Genomic DNA, 13,508 nt, shown 5'->3' with positions numbered 1-13,508 from the left:
CAAGTTTGAGGGGAATTTGCCGATCATTCCTTAAAAAAGCGGCTGTCCTTGATTTGGTCCCAGGCCCAGACCACCTCTTGCAGCCGCTCCTCATCGCGCCGGTCGCCGCCGTTCATGTCGGGGTGCAGATCCTTGACCAAGGCCTTGTAGGATTTGCGGATGTCAGACTTGGTCCAGGTGTCTCGGGCATCCAGGATCTCAATGGCCTTGCGTTCGGTCGGGGGCAGTTTGCGGGTCGCGGTGGAGACCACTTTGCCGGGGTTTTGCGTGGCCTTTTCGCCCAAAAGCTGCATCGGGTCATTGACGCCAAGCCGCTGCCACGCGCGCCCGTCGTCTTTTTTCGAGAAGGGGCGGGTTTCACGCTCCCACAGCCGGTCTTTTTCCAGAAGCTTCTGGAATTCCTCATCGCTGGCGGTGCCGAAGAAATTCCAGCGCAGATTGTATTCGCGCACATGGTCGCGGCAGAACCAGAAAAACTCGTCCAGATGATCGGGCGACTTTGGCGCGCGGTAGACGCCTTTTTCCTTGCAGTCTGGGAAATCGCAGGCACGTTGTGAGGTTTCAAAGGCGCCAGACATGCCGCCCCGGCGCACGGTCTTGCGCTTTGCCTTGTCGGAGGAAACCCGAAGGTCAAATTCGAACGGGGGTTTTACCATGCGTCTCAGGCCTTTCCGACTCGGGGCCATGAGTTTAGGGATTTGTACGGCAAGGTGAAGGGGGTCCGATGTCTATCGAGAGCGAAATCCGGTCAAGACTGACCGCAGAGTTCCAGCCGGTGCAGCTGGAAGTGGTGAATGACAGCGCCAAGCACGCCGGACATTCGGGCGATGACGGCACGGGTGAGAGCCATTTTGCCGTCTTGATCCGGGCCGAGGCGCTGGCTGGATTGAGCCGCGTCGCGCGGCACCGCGCGGTGCACAAGGCGCTGGGCGACTTGACGACGCGGGTGCATGCCATGGCGATTGACGCGGGCTGATCGCCTTCGCCCATCGCGACGCGCGTCAGGGGCCCTCGACGAGACGCGCAGCGCGCGCCCGAGGAGACGGGATCAGCCGGCCTTAGCCATCAGGCGGTAACGGTGCAGCAAAGGCTCGGTATAGCCCGAGGGTTGCTCGCGCCCTTTGAACACCAGATCGCAGGCGGCCTGAAAGGCGATGCCCTGAAAGCCCGGCGCCATGGGCCTGTAGGCTGGATCGCCAGCGTTCTGGCGGTCGACCACGGCGGCCATTTTCTTCATCGCCTCCATCACCCGGGCCTGCGAAACGATGCCGTGATGCATCCAGTTGGCGATGTGCTGAGCGGAAATCCGGCAGGTGGCGCGGTCCTCCATCAGCCCAACATCGTGGATGTCGGGCACTTTGGAGCAGCCCACGCCCTGATCGATCCAGCGCACGACATAGCCAAGGATGCCTTGTGCGTTGTTTTCAACCTCGCGCAGAACCTGATCGTCGCTCCAGCGGCGGTAGGTGGCCAAGGGGACTTCCAAAACCGCATCGACATGGGCGCGACGCCCGCCCTTGGCAAGTTTCGCCTGCACCGCCATCACGTCGATCTTGTGGTAGTGCAACGCATGCAAGGTGGCGGCGGTGGGCGAGGGCACCCAAGCGCAGTTGGCCCCGGCCTTGGGGTGGTCAATCTTTTGTTCCAGCATGGCGGCCATCAGGTCGGGCATGGCCCACATGCCCTTGCCGATCTGGGCGCGGCCTGACAGGCCACATTCCAGCCCGATGTCGACGTTCAGCACCTCATAGGCGCCGATCCAGCCTTTGCGCTTGATGAAATCCTTACGGCTGAAGGGGCCAGCCTCCATCGAGGTGTGAATCTCGTCGCCGGTGCGGTCAAGAAACCCGGTGTTGATGAAGGCGACGCGCGATTTTGCAGCGCGGATACACTCTTTCAAGTTCACCGAGGTGCGGCGTTCCTCGTCCATGATGCCGAGTTTCACTGTGTGGCGCGGCAGGCCGAGGATCTCTTCGACGCGGTCAAAGGTTTCGGCGGCAAAGGCCACCTCTTCCGGCCCGTGCATTTTCGGTTTTACCACATAGACCGAGCCTTGGGTCGAGTTGCGCAGCCCGTCGGTCTTGCGCAGGTCGTGGCAGGCGATCAGCGTGGTCAGCATCGCGTCCATCAGGCCTTCGGGCACTTCAGACCCATCGGGCAGCAAGATGGCCGGGTTGGTCATCAGGTGGCCCACGTTGCGCACCCACAAAAGCGCACGGCCCTTGATGGTCAGCGTTCCACCGTTCGGAGCTGTATAGGTCCGGTCGGGGTTCAGGCGGCGTTCTAGGGGCTTGCCACCTTTGAGGAAGGTCTCGGTCAGATCGCCGCGCATGAGGCCCAGCCAGTTGGCATAGGCCTGCACCTTGTCGGCGGCATCCACGCAGGCCACGGAATCCTCGCAATCCATGATCGCGGACATCGCGCTTTCGATCTGCACATCGGCCAGCAAAGCCTGATCGCGGCCACCGATGAAATGGGCGCGGTCGAAGACCAGTTCGACGTGGAGCCCATTGTTTTTCAGCAAGATCGCATCGGGGGCCTTGGGGTTGCCCTTGTAGCCGACGAATTTCGCGGGCTGCACCAAAGGCATGTCATCAACCAAAAGCGCACCGTCCTTGACGATGTAGCGCCGCGCATCGGCGTGGGATGTGCCGTCGATCGGGAAGGCCTCATCCAGAAACACCCGGGCGCGGGCGATGACGCGTGCGCCGCGTCCCCGCTCGTATCCGCCGGGCGGGGGGGCAGAGCCCATGGCGTCAGTGCCGTAGAGGCAGTCATACAAACTGCCCCAGCGGGCGTTGGCCGCATTCAGCGCATAACGCGCGTTGGTGACCGGGACCACCAGTTGCGGCCCCGGAACTGAGGCGATTTCGGGGTCGACGTGGGTGGTGTCGATCTGGAAATCAGGGCCTTCGGGAAGAAGATAGCCGATCTCGGTGAGGAAGGCCTTGTAGGCCTCATGATCATGGACCTGCTTCCGGTGGTCGCGATGCCAGGCATCAATGCGGGCCTGCAGATCTTCGCGCTTGGCCAGAAGGGCGCGGTTTTTCGGCGCGAGGTCCGCCAAAAGCCCGGCAAAGCCCGCCCAAAAGGCGGCTGGGTCAACCCCGGTTCCGGGCAGCGCTTGGGTGTTGATGAAGGTGGCCAGCGCGCTGTCGACGTGCAAGCCGTTGATTTGGGTTCGCGCGGTCATGGACCCTCCTGAGGTATACTGCGGAATACAATAGGCTCCACGCCCCCGCGGGGCAAATGAAAGCCGGGTGCCTTTTTCATTTATTTGCAGAAAGCACCTTCCATCGTCGATAGAAAATGGTGTGTGCGATCTCTGCGCTTTAACGGGATGCGGGGTTATGTTACTTAGCCATATGGCTAAGCATGATCCCGATCTTGATCTGATCTTTCAGGCGCTGTCTGATCCGACACGGCGCGCGATGCTGGCGCGGCTGGGGCAGGGCGTGGCGGCGGTGAGTGCCTTGGCGCAGCCCACGGGACTCGCTTTGCCCACGGTGATGCGGCATCTGTCGGTCTTGGAAGCGGCGGGGTTGATTGTCACCGAAAAGGCGGGCCGGGTGCGGATGTGCCGGGTTGAACCTGCCGCTTTGGCCCCTGTTGCCGATTGGCTGGCCGCCCAGAAGGCGCAGTGGAACGGCCGGTTGGATCGGCTTGAGGCCTATGTTCAAACCCTGACAGAGAAAGAGACGCACGAATGACCGAGACATTGGACCCCGCCCTTGATCTGGTGCTGGAGCGTGACATCGCCGCCCCGCGTGCGCTGGTCTACAGCTGCTGGACCACGCCTGAGCATCTCATGCAGTGGTTTGTGCCCAAGCCGAACAAGGTGACGGCCTGCCATCTGGACGTGCGCGTCGGCGGGGCCTTTAACACGACCTTCGACGTGGAGGGCACCATTATGGAGAACAACGGCGTTTATCTTGAGGTGATCCCCAACGAAAAGCTGGTGTTCACCGACACCTATACCGTTGGCTGGAAACCCGCGCCCGAGCCCTTCATGACGGCGATCGTGACCTTTGAGGACGCGGGGCCGGGCCACACCCGCTATCGCGCGGTGGCGCGGCATCGCAGCGCCGAGACGGCCAAGCAGCACGCCGATATGGGCTTTCAGGACGGCTGGGGCACGGTGGCAACGCAGCTTGAGGCCTATGCCCAAAGTCTGATGAAAGGCTGATCCATGACTGACCGCTTTGTCACGCTGACGTTTGAACGTGCGGTCGCCGCCCCGGTTGAAACGCTTTGGCAGGCGTGGGTCACTCCGGGCGCGCGCGCCCTTTGGTCCGCGCCCTCGCCCGAAGTGACGGTGGACTACCTTTCCCACGCGACCAAGGTGGGTGAGCGGGAAACCTCGCTGTGCAAGGTCGACGGTGAGCCCGTCGTGCAGGTGGACGCGGGCTGGCTCATGCTGCAGCCCAATGCCCGCAGCGTGAGCTACGAAGTGGTCTCAGCCGAGGGCAGCACCATGTCTGCCGCACTTGTGACGGCCGACTTTCAGGCGGCCGGCGCAGGCAGCCAGATCACGGTGACGGTGCAACTGTCGTCCCTCGTGCAGGATATGGCCGATGGATATCGCCACGGCTTTGGCGGCGGATTGATGAACCTGTCCGATCTTGCGGCACGCTGCATGACGATCCGGCGCATAATCAAGGCGCCGGTGTCCGCCGTCTGGGGCGCTTGGGTCAATTCTGAAACGCTGCCGCACTGGTGGGGGCCGGACGGCTTTTCCTGCAAGACCCGTCGGATCGACCTGCGTACGGGGGGCGAATGGGTGTTTGACATGATTGCGCCCGATGGCACGGTCTTTCCGAACCATCACCGCTATGTCCGCATCGAGCGGCAAAAGCGTATCGATTACATGCTCCTTTGGGGTGAGAATGGCCCAAAACATGCCGATGCATGGGTCGAATTTTCTGAGGTTGAGGGCGGAACCGAGGTTACGCTTGGCATGGCCATGGCAACGGCCAAGGAATGGACTGAGGCCAAGGGCTTTGGGGCCGAGGCGCTGGGCCTGCAAACCCTTGGCAAACTGGCCCGCTTTATCGGGGCAGATTAGAGCCTTCATCCATCTGAGCACAGCCTCGCCGGGATGATTGGCGTCAGTCAGACTGCGCGGGGGGCTGCGCGCCCCCCTTTTTCTTGCGGCACGCGTCCGAGCAGTATTTTACCTCGTCCCAGACCTTGGCCCATGCCTTGCGCCAGACCATCGGGCGGCCGCAGGCGGTGCAGGTCTTGACCGGCAAGTCGGATTTGCGGCGCATCTTCACAGGTCAAACCTCATCTGCGGATCGGGTTTCGCGCGCGGGCTTGCCGCGCGGCGGGGGCTGCGGCTGGCATGGCGGGTGGCGATGGCGGTGGCCTCATCCTTGTGGCCGGGAGCGCGGCGGAGCGCCCAGACCGCATCACGCGCGGCCTTTTGGGCTGCGGCCGGATCGATGATCGGTTCAGGATAACGTCGCCCGGTAAGCGATTGAAACGCTGGCCATTTCCACGGTTCTTGAAGAAAGCTGTCCGGCACTGCGGCAAGTTCGGGCAGCCAGCGGCGGGTGAAGGCGCCGGTTGGGTCTTGGTCCAGCCCCTGTTTCACCGGGTTGTAAATGCGCGGCGTGTTGATGGCGGTGACGCCCGATTGCATCTGCACCTGTGGCCAGTGGATGCCGGGTTCGTAATCAGTGAACAGCCGCGCCAATATCGGCCCTGTCGCCCGCCAATCCAGCCACAGATGATAAGAGGCCGTCGACATCACCATGGCCCGCATCCGGAAATTGAGCCAGCCGGTGGCGGCCAGATAGCGCATACAGGCATCCAGAAACGGCAGCCCGGTTTCGCCTGCCGACCATGCCGCAAGGCGCGCCGGATCGGGGGTGCGGGGACGCAGGGATTCAGCGGCGCGCGACAGGCAGGTGTTTTCAATGCTGGGCTGATCTTCCAGCTTTTGCGTGAAATGATCGCGCCAAGCGAGACGGCTTTGGAAACTGGCCAAGGCACCAGCCCATGGCCCGCCCGGGCGTTCGGCGGCCCGTGCAGTAGTGGCTTGCACCACCTCGCGGACAGATAGCGTGCCAAAGGCGAAATGCGGCGAGAGGCGCGAGCAGGCGCGCTCACCCGTCAGGGGCGAGGACATGGCGGCCCGGTAAGGCGCGCCGCGATGGGTCAGGAAGCTGTCCAATAGCCGCAGCCCCTCATCCCGACCGCCGCGCTGACGGTGGGGGCAGCGATCCTCGTCCAACCGCAGGGCGCGGGCGGTGGGGATGGGCCCGGCCTCAACCCCCTCAACCGCGCGCAGGCCCTGAGGCAGGCCCAAAACTGGCCCTGCCATGAAGGCATCTCGCCGAGCCTGCCAGCCATCGCGCCGGGGCAGGCGGCGGATCACGCCCGATTGCGGCAGCTCGATCCAGTCGATGCCCGCATCCCGCGCCCAAGCCGCCACACGCCGGTCGCGCCGGTAGGACCAAAGGTTGCCGGTCTCCTCATGGCTGACAATGCGGGTGATGCCGTGGCGCAGGCAAAGCCGCGACAAAACCTCAACCGCGTCGCCGGTGCGCAGGGCCAAGGTCAGGCCAAGGGTGGCACAATCCGCGCGCAACACCTCAAGGCTTTCGGCGATAAAGCCCCAGTGCCGGGCTGCGGCATCCCTTTCAGCCCAAAGCTCCGGCTCCACGATATAGGTGGGCAGCACGGGGCCAAGAGCCGCCGCATAGGTCAGCGCCGGGTGATCGTGCAGGCGCAGATCGCGTTTGAGCCAAATGAGAACATTCATGGAACATTTATGTAGCCTGTGCCGCAGATTCGTAAAGCCCCCACTTGCGCTGTGGCCACTTGCGCTTGGGCCCCCATCGCCTAGCTTGGGGCCAAAGGAGTGCCCTTCATGTCCGCCAATCCCGCCGCCGACCCCCGTACGGTTTATCTCGCCGATTACCAGCCCTATCCCTTTCTTCTGGATCAGGTTCATCTGACCTTTCGGCTGGCGCCACGCGCCACGCGGGTGCTGGCGCGGCTGTCCTTTGCCCCCAACCCGGCGCGGCCAGGGCGGCATGACTTGCGGCTCCATGGTGAAAAGCTGGCGCTGATTTCGGTGGCGACGGGCGGGCGGTCGCTGCACCCTGTCGTGGACGGCGAGGGGCTGACGATTGCCGCCGCCGATCTGCCCGAAGGCGCCTTTGTGCTGGAGACCGAGGTCGAGATCAGCCCCGAGACCAACACCGCGCTGGAGGGGCTTTACATGTCAAAAGGCATGTATTGCACGCAATGCGAGGCGGAAGGCTTCCGCAAAATCACCTATTACCCCGACCGCCCCGATGTGATGGCGCGGTTCTTTGTGCGGGTCGAAGGTGACATGCCGGTCTTGCTGTCGAACGGCAATCCGGTGGCGCAGGGGCCGGGCTGGGCGGAATGGGACGACCCTTGGCCAAAGCCCGCCTATCTGTTCGCGCTGGTGGCGGGTGAGTTGATGGCCCATCCGGGCCATTTCACCACCGCATCAGGGCGCAAGGTGGACCTCAACATCTGGGTGCGCCCCGGCGATGAGGACCGCTGCGCCTGGGGGATGGAGGCGCTGAAGGCGTCCATGGCCTGGGATGAGCGGGTCTACGGGCGCGAATACGACTTGGACATCTTCAACATCGTGGCGGTGGATGATTTCAACATGGGCGCGATGGAGAACAAGGGGCTGAACATCTTCAACTCCAAGGTGGTTCTCGCCAGCCCGGAAACCGCGACGGATGATGATTTCGCCCGGATCGAGGCGATCATCGCGCATGAGTATTTCCACAATTGGACCGGCAACCGCATCACCTGCCGCGATTGGTTTCAGCTGTGCCTGAAAGAGGGTCTGACGGTGTTTCGCGATCAGCAGTTTTCGGGCGATCTGCGCAGTCATGCGGTCAAGCGGATTGAAGATGTCCTGATGCTGCGCGCCCGCCAATTCCGCGAGGATCAGGGGCCTTTGGCCCATGCGGTGCGGCCCGAAAGCTTTGTCGAGATCAACAATTTCTACACCGCCACGATCTATGAAAAGGGTGCCGAGGTGATCGGCATGCTCAAGCGGCTGGTGGGCGATGCCGACTATGCCCGCGCGCTCGATCTTTACTTTGACCGCCACGACGGGCAGGCCGCCACGATCGAGGATTGGCTTATGGTGTTCGAGGATGTCACCGGCCGCGATCTGACGCAGTTCAAACGCTGGTATTCGCAGGCTGGCACACCGCGGCTTGGCGTGCATGAGGCTTGGGCGGCAGGGGCAGAGGGTGGCACCTATACGCTGACCTTCACCCAAACCAACCCGCCAACACCGGGGCAACCTGAGAAAGACGCCAAGGTCATTCCGATTGCCGTGGGTCTCTTGAACCCCAACGGCGACGAGGTGGTGCCAACCACGGTTCTTGAGATGAACAAACCTGTGCAAAGCTTTGCATTTCATGGTCTTTCGGCGCGACCCATCCCGTCGATCCTGCGCGGGTTTTCCGCGCCTGTGGTCTTGGAGCGTGAGGTTTCCCAATCCGAACGCGCCTTCCTTCTGGCCCATGACACCGACCCCTTCAACCGCTGGGAGGCGGGGCGCGCGCTGGCCAAGGACGTTTTGGCGCGGATGGTGACCAAGGGTGCCACCCCCTCGGCCGATCTTCTGGATGGCATGGCGCGGCTCGCCTTTGACGACAGCCTTGATCCGGCCTTCCGCGCGCTTGCGCTGCGTCTGCCGTCTGAAGACGACATGGCCGCGACGCTCCATGCCGCAGGTCAGGTGCCCGACCCCGCGCGCATCCATGCCGCGCGGCGGGCCTTGGGCCTTGCGCTGGCCGAAAAGCTCGCCCCCGGCCTTCCCGATCTGGAGAGGACCTGCCGTACCGAAGGCCCGTTCTCGCCCGCCGCAGGGCCAGCAGGCCAACGCGCCCTGCGTCTTGCCGCGCTGGCGCTGATGGCGCGCCTTGATGGGGGCGCGGCGGCACAACTTGCCTTCGCACAGGCGTACAACATGACCGAAAGCTTTGGCGCGTTGGCGATCCTGTTGGAAAATGGACAGGGTGAGCAAGAGCTTGCGGCCTTTGGCTCACGTTGGACCCATGACCGTCTGGTGATGGACAAATGGTTCGCCGTCCAGGTCGCAATGGCGGCCCCCGATCAAGCAGCAGCCACGGTGGCCCGGCTGACCGAACATCCTGCCTTCGACATGAAGAACCCCAACCGCTTCCGTGCGGTCCTGGGCGCGCTGACCGCCAACCACGCGGGCTTTCACCACCAGAGCGGCGCGGGCTATGCCACGCTGGCCGATTGGCTGATCCGGCTCGACCCGCTGAACCCGCAAACCGCCGCCCGGATGTCCACCGCGTTCGAGACCTGGCCGCGCTATGATGCGGACCGCCAAGCCATGATCCGCGCCGCCTTGGATCGCATCTTGGCGACGCCCGGGCTAAGCCGTGATCTTTCCGAAATGGCAGGACGCATGCGCGGGGCCTAGACCCAAGGATTTGCGCCTTTCGAAATACTCCCGGGGGTCCGGGGGCAGGCGGCCCCCGGCGGGTGGCTACTGGCAATAGCTTTGCGATCTTGTCCAATCGGCCATTTCCGCCCGCTTGCTGGCCTTGCGCAAGGGCATCCAGTCGCGCCCGATCCCACGGTTGCCCTTGCCCGCCACCTGCCCGTCTCGGGCGACCTGATAGGCCAGAATCTCGACCGCACATTCCAAATTGGCCGCGCCATCTTTCAACGCGCCAGAACTGGTCTGCGCGCAGCCATAGTTTTTTGCCGAACTCGGAGAAATCTGCATCAAGCCGATCCATCTGCCGCCACCGCCCACCGCCTGCGGGTTCCACGCGCTTTCATATTTCGCCACCGCCGACATCAACCCCGACCAAAAGGCCCGCCGTTCTGTAAGGCTGTTCTTGGCATAGCCCGGACACCAGGCCTCAATGTCGGTGGGCACGCTGCCCGCCAGCACCGCATCGTGGCGGGCAAGGGCTGCAAGGTTGCGGCGGGTCCATTCGGCCCCTTCGGACCGGTGATCCCAGCGCATGACAGGTGGGGTGACAGGATCAAGTTGGCGGACCACCGAGGGGGTGCAAGACGCCAGCGCGGCGCAGAGGCCAAAGCCCAAGAACGAACGAAACAATGACATACACAACAACTGGAATGGCTCCGGGCGAAATAACCCCGGCGGGTTTGTGTCCCCGGCGGTGTGGATTCGGGCAAGGCTTGGCGGTCAAAGACACGCAGGATGCGCAGCTTTCCGCCGCTTGCCGCTTGCCCGCGCCGCGCCTGAACCCTAAGAAGGCGGAGAAACGACCCAGCCAGCACCAAGGGGTTCCGCCATGCTTGATCTGACCTATACCACGCCCAAACCCAAGGTGATTGCCGGGGCCAAGCAGGATTGGGAACTGGTCATCGGCATGGAGATCCATGCGCAGGTGTCGTCTAACGCCAAACTCTTCTCAGGGGCGTCAACCCAAGTCGGGGCCGAGCCGAACTCGAACGTGGCCTTCGTGGACGCCGCGATGCCGGGGATGCTGCCTGTCATCAACGAGTTTTGCGTGGAACAGGCCGTGCGGTCCGGCCTTGGGCTGAAGGCCGCGATCAACCTGCGCTCGGCCTTTGACCGCAAGAATTACTTCTACCCAGATCTGCCGCAGGGCTATCAGATCTCCCAGCTTTACCACCCCATTGTGGGCGAGGGTGAAGTGCTGGTCGAAATGGGCACCGGTGTGGCGCGTCTGGTTCGGATTGAGCGGATCCACCTTGAACAGGATGCGGGCAAGTCCATTCACGACATGGACCCGACGATGTCCTTCGTCGATTTCAACCGCACGGGTGTGGCGCTGATGGAGATCGTCAGCCGCCCCGACATTCGCGGCCCCGAAGAGGCGGCGGCCTATGTCGTCAAGCTGCGCCAGATCCTGCGGTATCTGGGCACCTGCGATGGCAATATGCAAAACGGCAACCTGCGGGCCGATGTGAACGTGTCCGTTTGCGCGCCGGGCCAGTATGAGAAATATCAGGCGACGCAAGATTTCAGCCACCTTGGCACGCGCTGCGAGATCAAGAACATGAACTCGATGCGGTTCATCCAGCTGGCGATTGACTATGAGGCGCGCCGTCAGATTGCCATTCTGGAGGATGGCGGCAAGGTGGTGCAGGAAACCCGGCTGTATGACCCCGACCGCAATGAGACGCGATCGATGCGCAGCAAGGAAGAGGCGCATGATTACCGCTATTTCCCCTGCCCGGACCTGCTGCCTTTGGAAATCGAACAGGCTTGGGTGGACCAGATCGCGGCCACCATGCCCGAGTTGCCCGATGCCAAGAAGGCCCGCTTCATGGGCGATTTTGGCCTGACCGATTACGACGCGAATGTCCTGACCGCAGACCTTGAATCGGCAGGCTTCTTTGAGGCCGTGGCGCAGGGCCGCGACGGCAAGACGGCGGCCAACTGGGTGATCAACGAACTCTTTGGTCGGCTGAACAAAGAAGGCCGTGCGATTGCCGACAGCCCAGTATCAGCCGCGCAGCTGGGCGGGATGCTGTATCTTTTGGCCAAGGGCGAGATCACCGGCAAGATGGCCAAGGATCTATTCGAGATCCTGTGGACCGAAGGCGGCGATCCGGCTGAACAGGCGGCCAAGCATGGCATGAAGGCGGTGACTGATACGGGCGCCATTGAAAAGGCGCTGGATGATCTGATCGCGGCCAACCCCGATCAGGTGGAAAAGGCCAAGGTCAATGCCAAGCTGGCGGGTTGGTTCACGGGCCAAGTCTTGAAGGCCACGGGCGGCAAAGCCAATCCGGCTGTGGTCAACGCGATGGTGGCGCAGAAGCTGGGGTTGTAAGCCGGCGCCTTGCGGCGGTCGGACCTGTGGAATTGGACTGGGGTGCGGGCCTGTCTAGGCTGTGCACCGGGGATTGAGGGAACTTCAAGATGGCCCAAGCAGCGGCGCATTCTGAATACAAGGTCATCCCGGCTCCGCGTCGGGGAGAAAAGGCGCGGGGGGCGAAAACCACCGAGGATCGCTTTGCGCTTGCGCTGACCGAGCTTTTGAACGCGATGGCGGCAGAAGGCTGGGACTATCTGCGCGCCGAGACCTTACCCGTCGACGAACGGTCCGGCCTGACGGGGACCAAGACCAGCTTCCAAAACATGCTGGTGTTTCGGCGCAGCCTTGAGGTGGCGGGCGGGCGCGAGGGCCTGAGCGCCGAGGAACCCGGCTTTGTCGCCACGCGGCGCATCGGTCCGGCGGATGCTGCGGGTGTGGCGGGCACGGCTCCGCTGCTTGGTCCGGCAAGGCCGGATGCAGCGGGCTAAAGGCCGAGCCTAGCCCGCAGCCTTGAGCGCTTTTGGCAAAACCTCTTCAAACACATCCAAGGCCGCGTCATCGCCGACACTGACGCGCAGGCAGCGGTCAAGTGGGGCAACCCCGGGCATGCGGACAAAGACGCCAAGGCCGGTAAGTGCTCGCAGGGTGGCGCGGGCAAAATCACCGTCGCGGCCCAGATCCATCGTCACGAAATTGGTGGCCGAGGGCAGGGGGCTGGCCCCATTGGCGCGTGCGATGGCGGCAAGCCGCGCGCGGCCCGATGCCACGCGGGTCTGCACCTGTGCCAGCCACGCCTGATCGGCCAGCGCGGCCAAGGCCCCGGCTTGGGCAATGCGGCCCATCCCGAAATGGTTGCGGATCTTGTCAAAGGCCACGGCCAAGGGCGCAGCACAAATGGCATAGCCCACACGCAGGCCCGCCATGCCGTAACCTTTGGAAAAGGTGCGAAAGCGGATCACGCGCGGGTCATCGGCGGCGATTTGCGGCGTGGTGCCGGGGGGCGCAAGGTCGATATAGGCCTCGTCCAGAATCATCAGGGTTTCGGGGGGCAGGGCGTTGATCATCGCCGTGATGGCCGCCGCCGGGTGGTGGCTGCCCATCGGGTTGTCGGGGTTGGAGAGGTAAACCAGCTTTGGCCGATGTGCCCATGCGGCAGCGATGAGGGCCTCGGGGTCCTCATGGTCGGCCTTGTACGGCACCCGGATGATCTCGCCGCCAAAGCCCGCAACATGGAAGGTGAAGGTCGGGTAGGCCCCCAGTGAGGTCACCACCTTGTCGCCGGGGCCAATCATCAGCCGCACGAGATAGCCCAAAAGCCCGTCAATCCCTTCGCCCACAACGATATTCTCTGGACTACAGCCATGATGGGCGGCAAGGGCTGCCTTAAGATCGTAAAGTTCCGGGTCGCCATACATCCACACCTCGGCCGCTGCCGCCGCCATCGCGGCGATGGCATGGGGCGAGGGGCCAAACAGCGATTCATTGGCCCCAAGGCGGGCGCGGAAGGGTTGGCCAAGGCTGCGCTCTTGGGTTTCCGGGCCCACAAACGGCACGGTTGAGGGTAGCGAGGCGGCGAGCGGGGTGTAGAGGGGCGCGGTCATGGGGCAGATTTGGCGTCAAGGCTGTGCGGCTGGCAAGGGGGGAGATGGGCCGAGGGGGGACAAAATCGTAACGCCTTGAAAAAGAGCGACCTTCAAA

General features: G+C 63.3%; 13 protein-coding genes. 7 read left to right on the top strand and 6 right to left on the bottom strand.

All coding sequences use genetic code 11. The features are described from left to right. Positions 1-23: 23 nt before the first annotated feature. Positions 24-656, bottom strand: coding sequence for a DnaJ domain-containing protein (locus AC72UB_RS13480; RefSeq protein WP_463290106.1), 633 nt, complete (start codon positions 654-656; stop codon positions 24-26). A gap of 68 nt (positions 657-724) precedes the next feature. Here AC72UB_RS13480 and AC72UB_RS13475 point away from each other — a divergent pair, with 68 nt between their 5' ends. Continuing rightward, complete coding sequence (locus AC72UB_RS13475; protein WP_505190243.1) at positions 725-976, top strand: BolA family protein; 252 nt, start codon at positions 725-727, stop codon at positions 974-976. A 72-nt stretch (positions 977-1,048) separates the two neighbouring features. Here AC72UB_RS13475 and AC72UB_RS13470 read toward each other — a convergent pair whose 3' ends face one another. Then, positions 1,049-3,193, bottom strand: a complete 2,145-nt coding sequence (locus AC72UB_RS13470) for a malate synthase G (protein WP_505190242.1) — start codon at positions 3,191-3,193, stop codon at positions 1,049-1,051. Between the two features lie 172 nt (positions 3,194-3,365). Here AC72UB_RS13470 and AC72UB_RS13465 point away from each other — a divergent pair, with 172 nt between their 5' ends. From AC72UB_RS13465 to AC72UB_RS13455, 3 genes are read left to right on the top strand one after another with little or no spacing between them, the layout of a single operon-like run. After that, on the top strand, positions 3,366-3,710 hold the full coding sequence (locus AC72UB_RS13465; protein ID WP_505190241.1) for an ArsR/SmtB family transcription factor: 345 nt from the start codon (positions 3,366-3,368) through the stop codon (positions 3,708-3,710). Next, positions 3,707-4,186, top strand: coding sequence for an SRPBCC family protein (locus AC72UB_RS13460; RefSeq protein WP_505190240.1), 480 nt, complete (start codon positions 3,707-3,709; stop codon positions 4,184-4,186). The genes AC72UB_RS13465 and AC72UB_RS13460 overlap by 4 nt, the downstream gene beginning before the upstream one ends. Positions 4,187-4,189: 3 nt before the next feature. Further along, on the top strand, positions 4,190-5,065 hold the full coding sequence (locus tag AC72UB_RS13455) for an SRPBCC domain-containing protein (RefSeq protein WP_505190239.1): 876 nt from the start codon (positions 4,190-4,192) through the stop codon (positions 5,063-5,065). 43 nt (positions 5,066-5,108) lie between these two features. Here AC72UB_RS13455 and AC72UB_RS13450 read toward each other — a convergent pair whose 3' ends face one another. Next, positions 5,109-5,270 carry a DUF2256 domain-containing protein gene (locus AC72UB_RS13450; protein WP_463290100.1) on the bottom strand — a complete coding sequence of 54 codons (162 nt, stop codon included), beginning with the start codon at positions 5,268-5,270 and terminating at the stop codon, positions 5,109-5,111. Between the two features lie 2 nt (positions 5,271-5,272). Continuing rightward, the gene (locus AC72UB_RS13445; RefSeq protein WP_505190238.1) at positions 5,273-6,769 is read right to left on the bottom strand and encodes an FAD-binding domain-containing protein; all 1,497 of its coding nucleotides are present in this window, start codon (positions 6,767-6,769) and stop codon (positions 5,273-5,275) included. Between the two features lie 108 nt (positions 6,770-6,877). Between AC72UB_RS13445 and pepN the strand changes: the two genes are divergently transcribed. Then, positions 6,878-9,463, top strand: a complete 2,586-nt coding sequence (gene pepN, locus AC72UB_RS13440; protein WP_505190237.1) for an aminopeptidase N — start codon at positions 6,878-6,880, stop codon at positions 9,461-9,463. A gap of 66 nt (positions 9,464-9,529) precedes the next feature. Here pepN and AC72UB_RS13435 read toward each other — a convergent pair whose 3' ends face one another. Further along, the gene (locus AC72UB_RS13435; protein WP_505190236.1) at positions 9,530-10,120 is read right to left on the bottom strand and encodes a transglycosylase SLT domain-containing protein; all 591 of its coding nucleotides are present in this window, start codon (positions 10,118-10,120) and stop codon (positions 9,530-9,532) included. Between the two features lie 193 nt (positions 10,121-10,313). On the opposite strand from AC72UB_RS13435, the gene gatB reads away from it, so the two are divergent. Both gatB and AC72UB_RS13425 read left to right on the top strand, forming a co-directional pair. Then, the gene (gatB, locus tag AC72UB_RS13430) at positions 10,314-11,825 is read left to right on the top strand and encodes an Asp-tRNA(Asn)/Glu-tRNA(Gln) amidotransferase subunit GatB (protein ID WP_505190235.1); all 1,512 of its coding nucleotides are present in this window, start codon (positions 10,314-10,316) and stop codon (positions 11,823-11,825) included. A gap of 89 nt (positions 11,826-11,914) precedes the next feature. Beyond that, complete coding sequence (locus AC72UB_RS13425; protein ID WP_505190234.1) at positions 11,915-12,298, top strand: DUF4177 domain-containing protein; 384 nt, start codon at positions 11,915-11,917, stop codon at positions 12,296-12,298. A 9-nt stretch (positions 12,299-12,307) separates the two neighbouring features. Here AC72UB_RS13425 and AC72UB_RS13420 read toward each other — a convergent pair whose 3' ends face one another. Continuing rightward, the gene (locus tag AC72UB_RS13420; protein ID WP_505190233.1) at positions 12,308-13,411 is read right to left on the bottom strand and encodes a pyridoxal phosphate-dependent aminotransferase; all 1,104 of its coding nucleotides are present in this window, start codon (positions 13,409-13,411) and stop codon (positions 12,308-12,310) included. Positions 13,412-13,508 lie beyond the last annotated feature (97 nt).

This window comes from Allotabrizicola aquatica (SeqCode), from assembly GCF_965194375.1.
Lineage (GTDB): Bacteria > Pseudomonadota > Alphaproteobacteria > Rhodobacterales > Rhodobacteraceae > Tabrizicola_A > Tabrizicola_A aquatica.
This window is presented reverse-complemented; position numbering and strand designations above follow the sequence as displayed.

What these genes read in the sequence shown, in the direction of transcription:
- AC72UB_RS13450 (WP_463290100.1), bottom strand. Translation starts at nt 5,270, where the DNA reads ATGCGCCGCAAATCCGACTTGCCGGTCAAGACCTGCACCGCCTGCGGC.
- gatB (WP_505190235.1), top strand. Translation starts at nt 10,314, where the DNA reads ATGCTTGATCTGACCTATACCACGCCCAAACCCAAGGTGATTGCCGGG.
- AC72UB_RS13460 (WP_505190240.1), top strand. Translation starts at nt 3,707, where the DNA reads ATGACCGAGACATTGGACCCCGCCCTTGATCTGGTGCTGGAGCGTGAC.
- AC72UB_RS13465 (WP_505190241.1), top strand. Translation starts at nt 3,366, where the DNA reads ATGGCTAAGCATGATCCCGATCTTGATCTGATCTTTCAGGCGCTGTCT.
- AC72UB_RS13420 (WP_505190233.1), bottom strand. Translation starts at nt 13,411, where the DNA reads ATGACCGCGCCCCTCTACACCCCGCTCGCCGCCTCGCTACCCTCAACC.
- AC72UB_RS13435 (WP_505190236.1), bottom strand. Translation starts at nt 10,120, where the DNA reads ATGTCATTGTTTCGTTCGTTCTTGGGCTTTGGCCTCTGCGCCGCGCTG.
- AC72UB_RS13425 (WP_505190234.1), top strand. Translation starts at nt 11,915, where the DNA reads ATGGCCCAAGCAGCGGCGCATTCTGAATACAAGGTCATCCCGGCTCCG.
- AC72UB_RS13470 (WP_505190242.1), bottom strand. Translation starts at nt 3,193, where the DNA reads ATGACCGCGCGAACCCAAATCAACGGCTTGCACGTCGACAGCGCGCTG.
- AC72UB_RS13475 (WP_505190243.1), top strand. Translation starts at nt 725, where the DNA reads ATGTCTATCGAGAGCGAAATCCGGTCAAGACTGACCGCAGAGTTCCAG.
- AC72UB_RS13445 (WP_505190238.1), bottom strand. Translation starts at nt 6,769, where the DNA reads ATGAATGTTCTCATTTGGCTCAAACGCGATCTGCGCCTGCACGATCAC.
- AC72UB_RS13480 (WP_463290106.1), bottom strand. Translation starts at nt 656, where the DNA reads ATGGTAAAACCCCCGTTCGAATTTGACCTTCGGGTTTCCTCCGACAAG.
- pepN (WP_505190237.1), top strand. Translation starts at nt 6,878, where the DNA reads ATGTCCGCCAATCCCGCCGCCGACCCCCGTACGGTTTATCTCGCCGAT.
- AC72UB_RS13455 (WP_505190239.1), top strand. Translation starts at nt 4,190, where the DNA reads ATGACTGACCGCTTTGTCACGCTGACGTTTGAACGTGCGGTCGCCGCC.